Raw genomic sequence first — 13,624 nt, 5'->3', positions numbered from 1 at the left:
TCAGATCCAGCGGGGGGCGACGGGGACCGGCTCCCCGGACTCGGACAGGACTCCGAGGAAGCCGCGGCCGGTGGCCCACCTGGTCAGATCGACGGCAGAACCGTGCAGGACGACGGCATCCGCGTCGTCGGCGGCACCGACGCCCCTCGGGATGCCCCGGTCGGTGGGAGACAGGATGAAGTTCGGGATGTTCTCCGCCTCGCGGCGGCCGCGCCAGGACGACAGCACGTTCGCCAGCAGGTGGTCGACGAGGCCGGCGGGGAAGTCGTCGTAACTCGCGCCGCTGTCGAGATCGACGGCGTGCAGCCAGACCTCGCGCGTGCGCAGCCAGATCGTGGATGTCGCAGGGATGAGCGGGCCATCGGTCATCCGGACCTGGGCGTGCCACGCCGGGTCCGCCAAGTCCCGCCAGGACGCGTCCAGCTCTGCAGCCGATCGGCGGTGAAGGGCTCTCAACTCACTCGCCGGCAGCCGGGCACCGTCTTCGATCTGCGCGTCACGAGCTTCGGTGGATTCGTACATGCGCGACTCGATACCGGTGGCAGCCCAGTTCACGAGCCTGCGGAGGGCCTGAGCGTTGAAGGCGACGTGCGAGACCACGTGTCGGCGGCTCCAGCCGGGGAGGATCGACGGAGCATCCAGTTCGTCATCGCGCAGCGCGTCGAGAGTCCTGTCGTAGTAGGCGGCACCCTCCCGCTCCAGCTCGATCGCCGTGCGGATCTCCGGGTCGCGGGTCAGGTACGCATCCGGTTTCATGGTTCCTCCAAACCTCCATTGTGGCTCACGCCGGCTGCGCGCGCCGGGCCGCGTTGTCGGTAGCGGTTGCCTAGACTCGGCAGACAGGGCCGGCTGTGATCGCGAATTCTGGTTGCACCGAGGAGGAACGGGTGGATGTCACCGCGCTGGACCAGCGGTTCTGGCAAGTGAAGGTGGACGGCGAGGTTGCCGGCTACGTCGACGAGATCAAGGTCGCCGGGGAGACCCGCTACCGTGCCCGCCGGCTGAAATACCCGGACGGGCGGTGGTTGCTCATCGGCGAATGGTGGGAACTCGACCCTGCGCTCGCCGCGTGTGCGGACGTGCCGCGCGGCAAGGTTCGCGTACGCAAGCTCGTGGTGCCTCCGCAGAATCGGTGGTTCTAGCGCGACGCTACCCGACCGCTTTGTGCGACTTGCCTGCGAGGTGGGGTCCGGCGAGCACGGGTTCGTACCTCGGGGTCTCGCCCGCGGCGAGGGCCGACGGCAGGCATTCGACGAGCGTCGAATAGTTCGCGTTGTGGAAGAACGGCATGCTCTGGCGACGGGTGGATACGGCCGAACCGGCATCCGGGTTCACGACGCGGTGAAGCGTCGACGTCCAGCGGTCGTTCGTCCAGCGGGCCATGAGGTCGCCGATGTTGATGACGAAGGCGCCGGCGGTCGGCGGGATGTCGACCCAGGAATCCGAGTGGTCGTCGCGCACCTGCAGCCCGGCTCGGCCCAGCTCCTGGCGCAGGATCGTGAGCGTGCCGTAGTCGGTGTGGGCGCCGGCGCGCAGCTGCCCGTCGGCCGGTGGCGCATCCTGCTCCGGGTAGTTGATGGCGCGCAGGGCGCTCGGGCTGCGGTCGATCTTGTCCGCGAAGAAGTCGCCGGGAAGGTCGAGACCGTGTGCGAACATCGCCATGAGTCGGTTCGCGAGGGCCGACATCTCCCGGTAGTAGTCCTCCCAGGACGGCTTGAGTTCCGGCATGGCGGCCGGCCAGCGGTTGGGTGAGAACAGGCCGGCCTCCGTCTCGTCGACGGGCGTGTGGCCGGTGACGACTCCCGGCCCCATGTTGAAGGACTCCTTGAGGTCGCCGGGGGCCATGCCGTCTCGGGACTGCGCGAGGGATTCCGCGAGCATGGGGAAGTACCCGTACAGTCCACCCTGTGGTCGTTCGACGCTGAGCTTCGCCTCCAGGGGCAGGTCGAAGAAGGAGTGCGAGACGTTCCAGCAGCGGTCGGCCACGTCATCCGGAACCCCGTGGTCGATGATCTGGAAGAATCCGACGTTGCGCAGGACCTCATCGAACTCGCGGCCGACGACCGCCGGATCGCGATCGATGCTGATGGTGGGAACGGTGAGGGGTGTCGTCATGGTGGTGTCCTGTTCTGGTGCTGATGTCATCCCAGCCTAGGTGCGCGCGATGGTGGCGATGGCGGAGCCTTCCTCGGCATATCGTGGAACCGTGGAGCGCGACGATTCGGATGAGCAGCGTCGACGACGACGCAGGCGTGCGTGGATCGCGGTGGGGGCCATCGCGCTCGTCATCGCCGTCGCTCTCGGGTCATACATCGGGGTGGTGCTCAACGCTCCACTGCCGAAGGCCGCAGCGGTCATGGTCCCCATCGTTCCCCCGGCGACGCCTCCCGTCGCCATCACGCTTCCTGAGACCGGCGCGAGCGCGGTGAGCGTGAGCGGAGCCGACGAGTTCGCCGGCACGAAGGGCAAGGACGGAGTCCTCGCTTCCAGCGGCGGGAACGCGGCGAGGCCGATCGCGAGCATCAGCAAAGTCATCACGACGCTCGTCATTCTCGACCGGAAGCCCCTCGCAGCCGACGAACCCGGACCGATCATCACGTTCACGAAGGCCGACCACAAGCTGTACGACAGCTACTACGTGCGCGGGGCGACCATCCAGCCGATGGACACCGGGTCCACGATGTCGCTGCACGATGCACTCGAACTCATGCTCGTCGTTTCGGCGAGCAACTACGCCGAGGCGGTCTCCACGTGGGCGTTCGGTTCCCAGGCGAACTTCCTCGCTGCGGCCCACAGTTGGCTTGCGAAGAACGGCATGAAGGGCACGACGTTCGTCGACCCGTCGGGCATCGACCCGCGCAACACGAGCACCCCGACGGATCTTCTGACGCTCGGCCGGCTGGCGATGGCGAACCCGCTGGTCGCCTCACTCGTGGGGCTCCAGACGACCGATGTGCCGGGGTTCTCCGGGATGCCGAACACCAACACGCTGCTCGGCTCGTCCGACGTCGACGGAATCAAGACCGGGACCCTCGACGAGGCAGGCTCATGCCTGCTCTACTCCGCAACCTTCGGCGTGGGTGCGACACAGCCCATCACCGTGACGGGGATCATCCTCGGCGGCCTCCATCATTCGGCGGTGGCTGCCGACGCGGCGACCGTCATCAACGACATCCGGGAAGGATTTCACGCTGTGACGCTCGTGAAGGCGGATGACGTGCTCGGCCACTACACAACGGTGTGGGGCGAGAGGGCGGACATCGTCGCCGAGCGGAGCGCGAGTCTCCTCACCTGGTCCGATTCGCCCATCACCGTGACGTCCCACGCCAAGGTTGTCGGTCCGGGCAAGGCTCGAATGTCGGTCGGCAGTGCGACGTTCACCGGCGAAGGCGGCACCCAGACCGTGCTCCTCGTGTTGGCGGGCACGCTCGAGGAGCCGGACGCGTGGTGGCGGATCACACATCCCGCCGAACTCTTCGGGGGTTGATCCGCGGGAGGATGCTGTGCGGCCCGAGTACTGTGGGATGACTGGTCGAGCGCGAAACGGAGAGCGCATGGTGCAGAAGAAGCCGCTGCCGTGGGATCCGATCGCCGAGGCGCATCGCCAGTGGACCCAGCACGGGTGGGGTGCGGAGGCCGATGGCATGGCGGTCGTGACGTCGATCATGCGGGCGCAGCAGCTCATGCTCGCGCGGGTGGAGGCACTGCTGAAGCCGTTCAAGCTGACGTTCGCGCGCTATGAGATGCTGCGGCTGCTGAGCTTCACGCGGGATGGCGCCCTGCCGATGGCGTCAGCGAGCGCGCGCCTGCAGGTGCATCCGACGAGTGTGACGAACACGACCGATCGGCTGGAGGCGGCCGGCCTGCTCCTTCGAACCGCGCATCCGACGGATGGCAGGGCGACGCTCATCCGGATCACGCCGGCCGGTCGCGCGGTCGTCGACGCGGCGACCGAGGTCATCAACCGCGAATTCTTCGGCGATGTCGGCCTGGAAGCGGATGACCGCACCGCCCTCGTGGACATCCTCGCGCGGTTCCGCCTCGGTGCCGGTGACTTCGCCGAGCCTGCCGGCCGCTAGGTGAAGCAGCGCCGCCGATGATTGTGCGTCAAACGGACGAGTGATGGCGCCCAGACGGGCACACCCGTCCGAATCCGGCACAATCGACGGGACAGGCGTGGAGCGAGTGACGGGAACGGAACAGGCGTGGAGCGAGTGACGGGAATCGAACCCGCGCTACCAGCTTGGGAAGCTGGAGTTCTGCCATTGAACTACACTCGCGCATTCGGTGAGGCGATGAACGTCTCAGTCGGTATCGGCAATCCTAGCAAGACCGAGGTATCCCGAGACCGCGCCGAAAGAGTTCTGCTCGAACTAGTGACACGGATGCTTCCCGCTCAATACAGTTGGCTATCGCACTCCAAGGGCGGGGTGCAACCACCTGCTTGTCAGGGCGCTGCAGCCGACCCATTACCCGGAGTGCCTACCCTGAAAGGTTGTCATGGCTACAGAATCTTCGCCGCGTACGTCATCGCTGGAAGACGATGCTCATCTGAAGAAGCTCGGATACGACGGCCACTTCGACCGCTCGCTGTCGGTGTGGGGTACCTTCGCCCTCGGATTCACCTACCTCTCCCCCCTCGTCGGCGTCTACTCGCTCTTTGCTTTCGGAATCGCGGCGGGCGGGCCTCCATCGATCTGGTGGCTCGTGATCGTCGGTGCCGGCCAGCTCCTCGTCGCTCTCGTCTTCGGTGAGGTGGTCTCCCAGTACCCGATCTCCGGAGGCATCTATCCATGGGTCCGCCGGCTGTCGAGCGCACGGTTCGCCTGGATGGCCGCCTGGGTCTACATCTGGGCCGTCATCGTCACCGTCACCTCGGTTGCCGAGTACGGGACCAGCTTCCTCGCGAGCCTGTTCGATCTTGCGCCCACGAAGGAGCTCACGCTCATCCTCGCCGTCGCGTTCCTCGTCGTCGCCCTGGTGGTGAACCTGAGTGGTACCAAGAATCTTGCACGGGTCGCCAAGATCGGGCTTGCCGCTGAGCTCATCGGCGTCATCGGCGTCGGACTCTTCCTCATGATCTTCGAGCGGAAGAACGACTTCTCGGTCCTCTTCGACTCGTTCGGAACACAGGGCGATGGCAGCTACTTCGCGGTCTTCATCGGGGCCGCGCTGACCGGGCTGTTCCTGTTCTACGGATTCGAGGCATGCGGTGAGGTCGCCGAAGAGGTCTCCGACCCGGCGAGGGCCATCCCACGAGCGATGATCATGACCATCCTCGTTGGTGGTGTTTCGGGCATCATCGCGTTCCTCGGGTACGTGCTCGCCGCCCCGGATCTGGCGGACATTGTGAGCGGAAAGGATGCCGACCCGATCGCCGGCATCCTGGAATCGTCGCTCGGCACGGTGGGGTCGAAGATCTTCCTCGTCGTCGCACTCACCGCGTTCCTCTCCTGCGTGCTCAGCCTGCAGGCAGCGGGAAGTCGGCTCCTGTACTCCTTCGGGCGTGACGGGATGATGCCGGGCCACAGGTGGCTGTCGAAGCTGTCCGGGAAGAAGGTTCCACGGAATGCGCTCATCGTCGCCTGCGTCGTGCCGATCCTGATCTGCGTCCTGGTCTACGTCGGACAGGAAGGGTTGATCAACCAGATCACGGCCTTCGCGGTTCTCGGGATCTACATCGCGTTCCAGTCGGTCGTCTTCGCTTCACTGCTTGCGCGGTTCAAGGGGTGGAAGCCGGCTGGTCCGTTCAGTCTCGGTGCGTGGGGTCTCATCGTGAACATCGTCGCGCTCGTCTATGGCGTGCTCGCGATGTTGCTGCTGGCGTGGCCGGGATCGAGCGGTGTGTTCCTCACCGACTGGATCGTGCTCATCGGACTGTTCCTCGTGCTCGTCACCGGAGTCATCTACATGATGATCGCCCGACCTGGACGCAATTCGACAGTACCTGAGGGAGACGCGGTGGAGATCGCCGCCCTGCTCCGGAAGGGCTGAATCGTCGCGAAGTGAACCGAGCCCGGCCGTCGTTCTCCAGCGGCGGTCGGGCTCGGCTAGTCTCGTTCCATGCTGCTCTCCGACCGCGACATCAAGGCGGAACTCGCGGCGGGCAGGGTCGGCCTCGACCCGCTCGACCTGTCGATGATCCAGCCGTCCAGCATCGACGTGCGCCTCGATCGCTTCTTCCGCCTCTTCGACAACCACAAGTACCCGTTCATCGACCCGGCGGAGGACCAGCCGGAGCTCACGCACCTCGTCGAGTCTCAGGACGATGCGCCGTTCATCCTGCATCCCGGCGAGTTCGTGCTCGGCTCCACCTTCGAATTCGTGACGCTTCCGGATGATGTGGCCGCCCGCCTCGAGGGCAAGAGCTCTCTCGGTCGGCTCGGCCTTCTCACCCATTCGACCGCCGGATTCATCGACCCGGGTTTCACGGGGCACGTCACCCTCGAACTGAGCAACGTCGCAACCCTGCCGATCAAACTCTGGCCCGGCATGAAGATCGGGCAGCTGTGCTTCTTCCGGCTGTCGTCACCGGCCGAGAGGCCGTACGGGTCGAGCGAGTACAGCTCCCGCTACCAGGGGCAGCGCGGGCCGACCGCGAGCCGGTCGTTCCAGAACTTCCACCGCACGAGCACGCAGCGGGACTAGCGGTCGGATCAGGCGATCGCCGGCACGCTGCCTTCCACCGCGGAGGGCGTACCGAGAAACGATGAGACCTCATCGAGCACGGCATCCGCGCTGAGGATCCGGTAGTGCCCCAGCCCCTCGGTCACGACCGACCGAGTGAGCGGGCCGTGGGTGTCGGCGAGCAGTGACGCATCGGCGAAGGGGACCACGCGGTCGGCTCGATCATGGATCACGAGAAGCGGATCCGAGGCGGGGAGGGGGCTCGCGGCGGCCGAGTACCGGGTCCACACCTCCCTGTCCCCGCTGAAGACGCGGTTCTCGATCAGGGTCCGAACCCGCTCGACAGTGGATGGGCGCACCCCGAGGGCCTGGCAGAACGTCGGCACGAGCCTGCCCAGATCCGCGACCCCGCCGAGCGAGACGAAGCGGTCGGCCTGCAACCCGTGGCGGGTAGCCGCGGCGACGGAGGGCGTCCCCAGCGAGTGTGAGACGACGGCTTCGAGCCGACCGTGCCGGCGTGCCACCTCTGCGAGAATCTCGGCGTAGTCGATGACCGTGGTCCGTCTGCCGGACGAGTCGCCGTGCCCGGGCGCATCGATCGCGAGAATGGTTCGTTCCCGCGAGCGCAGTTCTCGCACGATCGGTGCGAAATCGGCGGCGCGCCCCTCCCAGCCGTGCACCAGCAGGATGACTCGGGAGCCGGAGCCCCACCGGTAGGTCGCAATACGCCTCCCGGCGATGGACGCCATCGCGTGGACGGCCAGATCCATGACAGGAGTGGCTTCCGCGGTGAGCGGTCGCGGCTTTCGGGGCGTGCGCCACAGTCGCCAGACGATCTCGGCGGCCAGTCGGGGCGCGACCTGGTCCAGAACGTGAAGGGACTTGAGCCGAGCCGGCATGTCGTTTCTCCAGGGTTGAAAAACAATACGGACGATCGTACAATTAATTCTGTGAGGTGACAATGGCTGCGGTTCTGACGGATGGACGCCGACGGCGCGGCGAGCGCTCGCGCCGCGCGGTCCTGGGCGAGGCCGTCAATCTCGCCTCGGTCGAGGGGCTGGACGGCGTGTCGATCGGCACCCTCGCCGAGCGCACCGGAACGAGCAAGAGTGGCGTCGCCGCGCTCTTCGGGAGCAAACTCGACCTGCAGCTGGCGACCATCCGTGCTGCCCGCGAGATCTACATCGCGAGCATCATCGAACCGACGCTCCGCGCGCCGAGAGGGATCGCGCGCCTGTGGAACCTGTGCCTCACCTGGCTCGAGTACTCACGAGGCCGGACTTTCGAGGGCGGATGCTTCTTCCGGGCCGCCGCGGCGGAGGCGGATTCCAAGAGCGGGCCGGTGCACGACGCGCTCGTCGCCGTGGATGAGGAATGGATAGCCTTCGTGGAACGGTGCGTCATGCTCGCGGCGGACGACCTGCCCGCGCTGCGCGACCCGAGGCTTCTTGCCTTCGAATTGATCGCCCTCATGGATGCCGCCAACAGCGGATCGCTGCTGCACGGAACCGATCGCGCATACGAGCTGGCGGAAGCGGCCATGCGCGGCCGGCTCCTCGCGGCGGGCGCCGATCCGGATGCGCTGAGCGCGGTCGAGCCCTGAACGTCAGCGGCCGAGCTCGGCCAGCTGCAACACGATCCACGGGCTGAATGCGTAGGGGGCGGCAGCGACGGCCGCGATCAGGGATGCGGGGTCGACCCACGCCCACTCGGCCACCTCCCCGGGGTTGGCGGCCACGGCATCCGTCGTCACGGCGCGGAACACCGGGCAGATCTCGTTCTCGACGATGCCGCTCGCATCGACCGCGCGGTAACGGAAGTCGGGCAGGAGCGGTGTGATCTGCGAGATCGAGATGCCGAGCTCGAGCCTTGCGCGCCTGGACAGGGCGTCATCCATCGACTCTCCGGGAGCCGGATGCCCGCAGAAGGAGTTCGTCCAGACGCCGGGCCAGGTGAGTTTTCCGAGCGCGCGTCGCGTGGCGAGAACCTGGCCGGCTTCGTTGTAGACGTGGCAGGAGAAGGCGAGGTGCAGCGGGGTGTCGGTCGTGTGGACCGCGAACTTCTCCACCGATCCGGTGGGAACACCGTCCTCGTCGACGAGGACCACGAGTTCCGGTTCGGTGGTCATGCTTGAACCCTACCCGTCGTTAGTACGAGAAGCCGAGCTCCGGCGGGTAGTCGCCGCGGGAGGTCAGCACCGCGGCCGCATCCTGCAGGTGGGACAGGACCAGTCCCAGCGGCCGGGGGCCGAAACTCACCCGGCTCACACCGAGTTCTGCGAGGCGCTTGAGGGGAACGGATGTCGGCCCGGAGATGACCGAGAGCCTCCCGTCGAGCGCGTCGATCGCACCCTGGACGAGTTCTTCCGTGGCGAGCCCGAGCATGAAGATCACGTCGGCGCCTGCGGCGAGGTAGCGGTTCCCGCGGAGGATCGCGTCGTCGAATTCGCCGCCGCGGGCGAGCGCGTCCACGCGGGCATTGATGACGATCGGGACGCCGGCGGTGTCGGCGGCCGTGCGGGCCGCTGCGACCCGCTCCGCCGCGTCATCGATGTCGAACAGCTCGCCGGCACCGGTGCCGTAGCTGTCCTCGAGGTTCATGCCTGCAGCCCCCACCTCGATGAGGCGGCCGACGTTGACGCCGACGCCTGCGGCATCCGGCGAGTAGCCGCGTTCGAAGTCGACCGAGACCGGCAGGTCGACCGCATCGATGACGACCTTCGCGGCCGCGAGCGCCTCGTCGACGGAGAGCCCTTCGCCGTCGGGAACGCCGTGCGCGAAGCTGATCGAATGGCTCGCGGTCGCGAGCGCCCGCACGCCGGGAACCGCTGCGACAGTGCGCGCCGTGATGGCATCCCACACGTTGACGACGATGAGCGGATCGCCCGGCACGTGGAGAGAGCGGAGCGCTTCGGCCTTGTCGGCGGTCGTTGTCATGAGCGCACCGTCCGTCCGCCATCCTTCACGAAGTACATGAGCACGAAGCCGACGGCGAGGATGAGCACGATGCCGAGGATGCCCCACGCCGTCGAGTGGAAGATCGCGATGCCCGCCGCCCAGGCGAGCGGCGAGAGGAAGCTCGCCGCGCGACCCGTCGTCGCGTAGAGGCCGAAGATCTCTCCTTCGCGTCCGGCCGGTGTGACGCGGGCGAGGAAGGAACGGCTGGCCGCCTGCGCCGGACCGACGAAGAGGCAGAGGATGAGTCCGAAGATCCAGAACACGGTCGTACCGAGGTCGCGGGCGAAGAACACCACGAGCCCGGCCACGACGAGGCCGCCAAGGGCCCACAGGATGACGGCGCGCGCGCCCAGCCGGTCGTCCAGCCGGCCGGCCAGGATGGTGCTCACGCCGGCGACGAGATTCGCAGCGATCCCGAAGATGATGACCTGCATGGGGCTGAACCCGAAGACGGTCGCCGCGATGATCGCCCCGAACGTGAAGACGCCGGCGAGGCCGTCGCGGAACACGGCGCTCGCGAGCAGGAACCAGAATGTCGGACGCGATTCGCGGAACAGCCGGGCGATGTCCTTGCCGAGCTCGCCGTAACTCGCGAAGAAGCCCACGCGCGCGCGGCCGGCACCCGGGGGCGCCTCCGGCACGTTGAGGAAGATGGGGATGGCGAAGATGATCGTCCAGACCGCGCAGCCGAGAGCGACGACGCGGATGTTGAGCCCGCTCTCGGTGGGGATGCCGAACCATCCGTTCTGCTGCATGACGATGACGATCGCGAGGGCGACGATCCCGCCGAGGTAGCCGAAACCCCAGCCGAGTCCGCTGATGCGTCCCACCGTCTTCGGCGTCGAGACCTGCACGAGCATCGCGTTGTAGTTGACGCCGGCGAGCTCGCTGAACACGCTGCCGATGGCGATGAGCGCCGCACCGAACCAGAAGAACGAGTAGTCGGCCTCGACGAAGAACATGAGCGCCGTCGTGATGACGAGGGCTCCGGTCGCGAGGCCGAGCCAGAGTTTGCGACGGCCGGCGGCATCCGCGCGCTGGCCCATGACGGGTGCGAGTACGGCGATGAGGATGCCGGCGGCGCCGACCGCCCAGCCGAGCCCGGACGTGAGGATGGCGTTCTCGCCGCTCTCATCCGGCGTCACCCCGGCGGGCAGGAAGAGTGAACTGGTCAGATAGACCGAGAAGACGAACGTGATGATGACCGAGTTGAACGGCTGGGTCGCCCAGTCCCACAGCGCCCAGGAGAACACCTGCTTGCGCGGGATGACCTTGCCCTCCTGGAGGTCCAGGCCGACGGCGGCCACGGCCCCCGTGTTCGCGGCGACCGGAATCTTCTTGGAGGTGGTGACTGCGACGTCGTTGTCGGGTGTCTCATTCGTCATGCAGTCAGGCTACTGGGCATCCGGGCCTGCGCGCATCGGCAATACTTGAGTCACTCACACTCAACTTTCAGGCTCCGGGCTTGACAAAGTTATCCACAGGCACAAAACTTGAGTAGTCCTGACTCAAGTCCAGGATTCTGACTTTCGGAAAAAGGGGAAAAGAGCGCATGGCTCGAGCAGTAGGAATCGACCTCGGAACGACCAACTCAGTCGTCTCGGTCCTGGAGGGTGGAGAACCCACCGTCATCGCGAACGCTGAGGGCTTCCGGACGACACCGTCCGTCGTCGCCTTCACCAAGGACGGCGAGGTACTCGTCGGAGAGACCGCCAAGCGGCAGGCCGTCACGAACGTCGACCGCACCATCGCGAGCGTCAAGCGCCACATGGGCACCGACTGGAAGACGGAGATCGACGGCAAGAAGTACACGCCGCAGGAGATCTCCGCCCGCATCCTCGGCAAGCTCAAGCGCGACGCGGAGCAGTACCTCGGCGAGCCGGTCACGGATGCCGTCATCACGGTTCCCGCGTACTTCAACGACGCAGAGCGCCAGGCCACGAAGGAGGCAGGCGAGATCGCAGGCCTCAACGTGTTGCGCATCATCAACGAGCCGACGGCCGCCGCGCTCGCCTACGGCCTCGACAAGGGCAAGGAGGACGAGCTCATTCTCGTCTTCGACCTCGGTGGTGGCACGTTCGACGTCTCCCTCCTCGAGGTGGGCAAGGACGACGACTTTTCGACCATCCAGGTCCGTTCCACCTCCGGCGACAACCGCCTCGGCGGCGACGACTGGGACCAGCGCATCGTCGACCACCTCATCAAGCAGTTCAAGGCGACGACCGGTGTGGATGTGTCCAACGACAAGATCGCCAAGCAGCGCCTCAAGGAGGCGGCGGAGCAGGCCAAGAAGGAGCTCAGCTCTTCAATGAGCACGAGCATCCAGCTGCCATACCTCTCCCTCACGGAGAGCGGCCCGGCGAACCTCGACGAGACGCTCACCCGCGCGCAGTTCGAGAAGATGACCTCCGACCTGCTCGACCGCACGAAGAAGCCGTTCGCGGACGTCATCAAGGAGGCCGGTATCAAGGTCGGCGACGTGGCGCACGTCGTCCTCGTCGGTGGTTCGACCCGCATGCCCGCCGTCGTCGAGCTCATCAAGAAGGAGACCGGCGGCAAGGAGCCCAACAAGGGCGTGAACCCGGATGAGGTGGTCGCCGTGGGCGCCGCCCTCCAGGCCGGCGTCCTCAAGGGCGAGCGCAAGGATGTCCTCCTCATCGACGTGACCCCGCTGAGCCTCGGAATCGAGACCAAGGGCGGCATCATGACGAAGCTCATCGAGCGCAACACCGCCATCCCGACTAAGCGCAGCGAGACGTTCACGACGGCAGACGACAACCAGCCGTCCGTGGCGATCCAGGTGTTCCAGGGCGAGCGGGAGTTCACCAAGGACAACAAGCCGCTCGGCACCTTCGAGCTCACCGGAATCGCTCCGGCCCCGCGCGGAGTGCCGCAGGTCGAGGTCACCTTCGACATCGACGCGAACGGCATCGTGCACGTGTCCGCCAAGGACAAGGGCACCGGCAAGGAGCAGTCGATGACCATCACCGGCGGCTCTTCGCTCGCCAAGGAGGACATCGACCGGATGATCCGCGAAGCGGAGGAGCACGCCGCGGAGGACAAGGCGCGCCGCGAGACCGCGGAGATGCGCAACACCGCAGAGCAGCTCGTCTTCTCCACGGAGGCTCTGCTGAAGGACAACGACGACAAGCTGCCGGAGGACGTCAAGTCCGACATCCAGTCCGATGTCGACGCACTGAAGACGGCTCTCGCCGGCGAGGACGACGACGCGGTGAGCGCCGCGTTCGACAAGCTCAACGAGAGCCAGCAGAAGATCGGCGAGGCGCTGTACCAGCAGAGCCAGACGGCCGAGGCGACCGCTGCGGAGTCCGAGACGGGCGAAGCCGCATCCTCCGACGACGAGGACATCGTGGATGCCGAAGTGGTCGAGGACGAGCCAGAGGGTGGCAGTAAGTAGCAATGGCCGCCGATAAGGACAAGGACAAGAAGCGCCGCGACGCGACAGACGGATCCGGCTCAGAGGACACTCCGGAGCCGGTCGTGAGGGACAAGCGGCGGATCGATCCGAAGACCGGAGAGCGTCGTGACGACGTCGACCAGGGCGAGGAGACGCTGACCGATGAGGACCTCGCGAAGCTTCTCGAGGAGCCCCCGGCCGACGACAGTTCGTCAGAACACCTCAACGACCTGAAGCGCGTGCAGGCCGAATACGCCAACTACCGCAAACGGGTCGACCGGGACCGGTATGTCGCGCGAGAGCTTGCCATCGCCGAGCTCATGACGGGACTGCTTCCCGTGCTCGACGACCTCGACCTCGCGCACGCGCACGGCGACCTCGAGGGCAGCCCCCTCGAGATCGTCGGGCAGAAGCTCCGCGCGGGCTTCGAGCGCTACGGGCTCGTCAAGCTGGGAGCGGTCGGCGAACCGTTCGATCCGAAGCTGCATGAGGCCATCGCTCAGCTGCCGAGCAAGGATGTCACGGTCGATACGATCGCGGATGTCGTCCAGCCGGGCTACCAGCTCGGCGAGCGCCTTCTGCGGCCGGCCAAGGTCGCCGTCGCTGTTCCTGAGGCCTGACG

General features: G+C 66.6%; 14 protein-coding genes and 1 tRNA gene. 8 read left to right on the top strand and 7 right to left on the bottom strand.

Annotated features, from left to right (window positions below):
* Nucleotides 1-756 (bottom strand): maleylpyruvate isomerase family mycothiol-dependent enzyme, encoded by a 756-nt coding sequence (locus BKA04_RS06550; protein ID WP_104095694.1) that lies wholly within the window; start codon nucleotides 754-756, stop codon nucleotides 1-3.
* A gap of 95 nt (nucleotides 757-851) precedes the next feature.
* On the opposite strand from BKA04_RS06550, the gene BKA04_RS06545 reads away from it, so the two are divergent.
* Nucleotides 852-1,142 carry a hypothetical protein gene (locus BKA04_RS06545; RefSeq protein WP_183320695.1) on the top strand — a complete coding sequence of 97 codons (291 nt, stop codon included), beginning with the start codon at nucleotides 852-854 and terminating at the stop codon, nucleotides 1,140-1,142.
* Between the two features lie 7 nt (nucleotides 1,143-1,149).
* Here BKA04_RS06545 and BKA04_RS06540 read toward each other — a convergent pair whose 3' ends face one another.
* Entirely contained in the window at nucleotides 1,150-2,145 is a 996-nt protein-coding gene (locus BKA04_RS06540; RefSeq protein WP_104095692.1) for an isopenicillin N synthase family dioxygenase, read from the bottom strand.
* Nucleotides 2,146-2,206: 61 nt separating this feature from the next.
* Here BKA04_RS06540 and BKA04_RS06535 point away from each other — a divergent pair, with 61 nt between their 5' ends.
* Together BKA04_RS06535 and BKA04_RS06530 are read left to right on the top strand one after the other, a co-directional pair.
* Nucleotides 2,207-3,487: a D-alanyl-D-alanine carboxypeptidase family protein gene (locus tag BKA04_RS06535; protein WP_167309686.1), complete on the top strand. Its 1,281-nt coding sequence runs from the start codon at nucleotides 2,207-2,209 to the stop codon at nucleotides 3,485-3,487.
* A 67-nt stretch (nucleotides 3,488-3,554) separates the two neighbouring features.
* Nucleotides 3,555-4,079, top strand: a complete 525-nt coding sequence (locus BKA04_RS06530; RefSeq protein ID WP_104095690.1) for a MarR family winged helix-turn-helix transcriptional regulator — start codon at nucleotides 3,555-3,557, stop codon at nucleotides 4,077-4,079.
* Nucleotides 4,080-4,206: 127 nt separating this feature from the next.
* On the opposite strand, the gene BKA04_RS06525 is transcribed toward BKA04_RS06530, so the two are convergent.
* A tRNA-Gly gene (locus tag BKA04_RS06525) sits at nucleotides 4,207-4,280 on the bottom strand.
* A 220-nt stretch (nucleotides 4,281-4,500) separates the two neighbouring features.
* Between BKA04_RS06525 and BKA04_RS06520 the strand changes: the two genes are divergently transcribed.
* Nucleotides 4,501-5,994: an APC family permease gene (locus BKA04_RS06520; RefSeq protein WP_104095689.1), complete on the top strand. Its 1,494-nt coding sequence runs from the start codon at nucleotides 4,501-4,503 to the stop codon at nucleotides 5,992-5,994.
* A gap of 69 nt (nucleotides 5,995-6,063) precedes the next feature.
* Entirely contained in the window at nucleotides 6,064-6,648 is a 585-nt protein-coding gene (gene dcd / locus BKA04_RS06515) for a dCTP deaminase (protein ID WP_104095688.1), read from the top strand.
* A gap of 8 nt (nucleotides 6,649-6,656) precedes the next feature.
* Here the strand turns inward: dcd and BKA04_RS06510 are convergent, their stop codons facing one another.
* The gene (locus tag BKA04_RS06510) at nucleotides 6,657-7,526 is read right to left on the bottom strand and encodes an alpha/beta fold hydrolase (protein WP_104095687.1); all 870 of its coding nucleotides are present in this window, start codon (nucleotides 7,524-7,526) and stop codon (nucleotides 6,657-6,659) included.
* A 62-nt stretch (nucleotides 7,527-7,588) separates the two neighbouring features.
* On the opposite strand from BKA04_RS06510, the gene BKA04_RS06505 reads away from it, so the two are divergent.
* Entirely contained in the window at nucleotides 7,589-8,230 is a 642-nt protein-coding gene (locus BKA04_RS06505; protein WP_104095686.1) for a TetR/AcrR family transcriptional regulator, read from the top strand.
* Between the two features lie 3 nt (nucleotides 8,231-8,233).
* Here the strand turns inward: BKA04_RS06505 and idi are convergent, their stop codons facing one another.
* The 3 genes from idi to BKA04_RS06490 are packed head-to-tail and all read right to left on the bottom strand — an operon-like array spanning nucleotide 8,234 to nucleotide 10,969.
* Nucleotides 8,234-8,755 (bottom strand): isopentenyl-diphosphate Delta-isomerase, encoded by a 522-nt coding sequence (gene idi, locus BKA04_RS06500; protein WP_104095685.1) that lies wholly within the window; start codon nucleotides 8,753-8,755, stop codon nucleotides 8,234-8,236.
* Nucleotides 8,756-8,774: 19 nt separating this feature from the next.
* The gene (locus tag BKA04_RS06495; RefSeq protein WP_104095684.1) at nucleotides 8,775-9,563 is read right to left on the bottom strand and encodes an isocitrate lyase/PEP mutase family protein; all 789 of its coding nucleotides are present in this window, start codon (nucleotides 9,561-9,563) and stop codon (nucleotides 8,775-8,777) included.
* The gene (locus BKA04_RS06490) at nucleotides 9,560-10,969 is read right to left on the bottom strand and encodes an MFS transporter (protein WP_104095683.1); all 1,410 of its coding nucleotides are present in this window, start codon (nucleotides 10,967-10,969) and stop codon (nucleotides 9,560-9,562) included. Before BKA04_RS06490 ends, BKA04_RS06495 begins: the two co-directional genes overlap by 4 nt.
* A 167-nt stretch (nucleotides 10,970-11,136) precedes the next feature.
* Between BKA04_RS06490 and dnaK the strand changes: the two genes are divergently transcribed.
* Both dnaK and BKA04_RS06480 read left to right on the top strand, forming a co-directional pair.
* The gene (dnaK, locus tag BKA04_RS06485) at nucleotides 11,137-13,002 is read left to right on the top strand and encodes a molecular chaperone DnaK (protein ID WP_104095682.1); all 1,866 of its coding nucleotides are present in this window, start codon (nucleotides 11,137-11,139) and stop codon (nucleotides 13,000-13,002) included.
* 2 nt (nucleotides 13,003-13,004) lie between these two features.
* A complete protein-coding gene (locus BKA04_RS06480) occupies nucleotides 13,005-13,622 on the top strand; it encodes a nucleotide exchange factor GrpE (RefSeq protein WP_104095681.1) in 618 nt (205 codons plus the stop codon).
* Nucleotides 13,623-13,624: the final 2 nt, after the last annotated feature.

Origin of the sequence: Terrimesophilobacter mesophilus, assembly GCF_014200375.1 — a bacterium.
Lineage (GTDB): Bacteria > Actinomycetota > Actinomycetes > Actinomycetales > Microbacteriaceae > Terrimesophilobacter > Terrimesophilobacter mesophilus.
Note: the sequence above shows the minus strand (reverse complement) of the source record. Positions and strands in the feature narration are given on the sequence as shown.

Coding starts and splice junctions, on each gene's coding strand:
- BKA04_RS06480 (WP_104095681.1), top strand. CDS start 13,005: ATGGCCGCCGATAAGGACAAGGACAAGAAGCGCCGCGACGCGACAGAC.
- BKA04_RS06540 (WP_104095692.1), bottom strand. CDS start 2,145: ATGACATCAGCACCAGAACAGGACACCACCATGACGACACCCCTCACC.
- BKA04_RS06495 (WP_104095684.1), bottom strand. CDS start 9,563: ATGACAACGACCGCCGACAAGGCCGAAGCGCTCCGCTCTCTCCACGTG.
- BKA04_RS06550 (WP_104095694.1), bottom strand. CDS start 756: ATGAAACCGGATGCGTACCTGACCCGCGACCCGGAGATCCGCACGGCG.
- idi (WP_104095685.1), bottom strand. CDS start 8,755: ATGACCACCGAACCGGAACTCGTGGTCCTCGTCGACGAGGACGGTGTT.
- BKA04_RS06520 (WP_104095689.1), top strand. CDS start 4,501: ATGGCTACAGAATCTTCGCCGCGTACGTCATCGCTGGAAGACGATGCT.
- dcd (WP_104095688.1), top strand. CDS start 6,064: ATGCTGCTCTCCGACCGCGACATCAAGGCGGAACTCGCGGCGGGCAGG.
- BKA04_RS06510 (WP_104095687.1), bottom strand. CDS start 7,526: ATGCCGGCTCGGCTCAAGTCCCTTCACGTTCTGGACCAGGTCGCGCCC.
- BKA04_RS06490 (WP_104095683.1), bottom strand. CDS start 10,969: ATGACGAATGAGACACCCGACAACGACGTCGCAGTCACCACCTCCAAG.
- BKA04_RS06530 (WP_104095690.1), top strand. CDS start 3,555: ATGGTGCAGAAGAAGCCGCTGCCGTGGGATCCGATCGCCGAGGCGCAT.
- dnaK (WP_104095682.1), top strand. CDS start 11,137: ATGGCTCGAGCAGTAGGAATCGACCTCGGAACGACCAACTCAGTCGTC.
- BKA04_RS06505 (WP_104095686.1), top strand. CDS start 7,589: ATGGCTGCGGTTCTGACGGATGGACGCCGACGGCGCGGCGAGCGCTCG.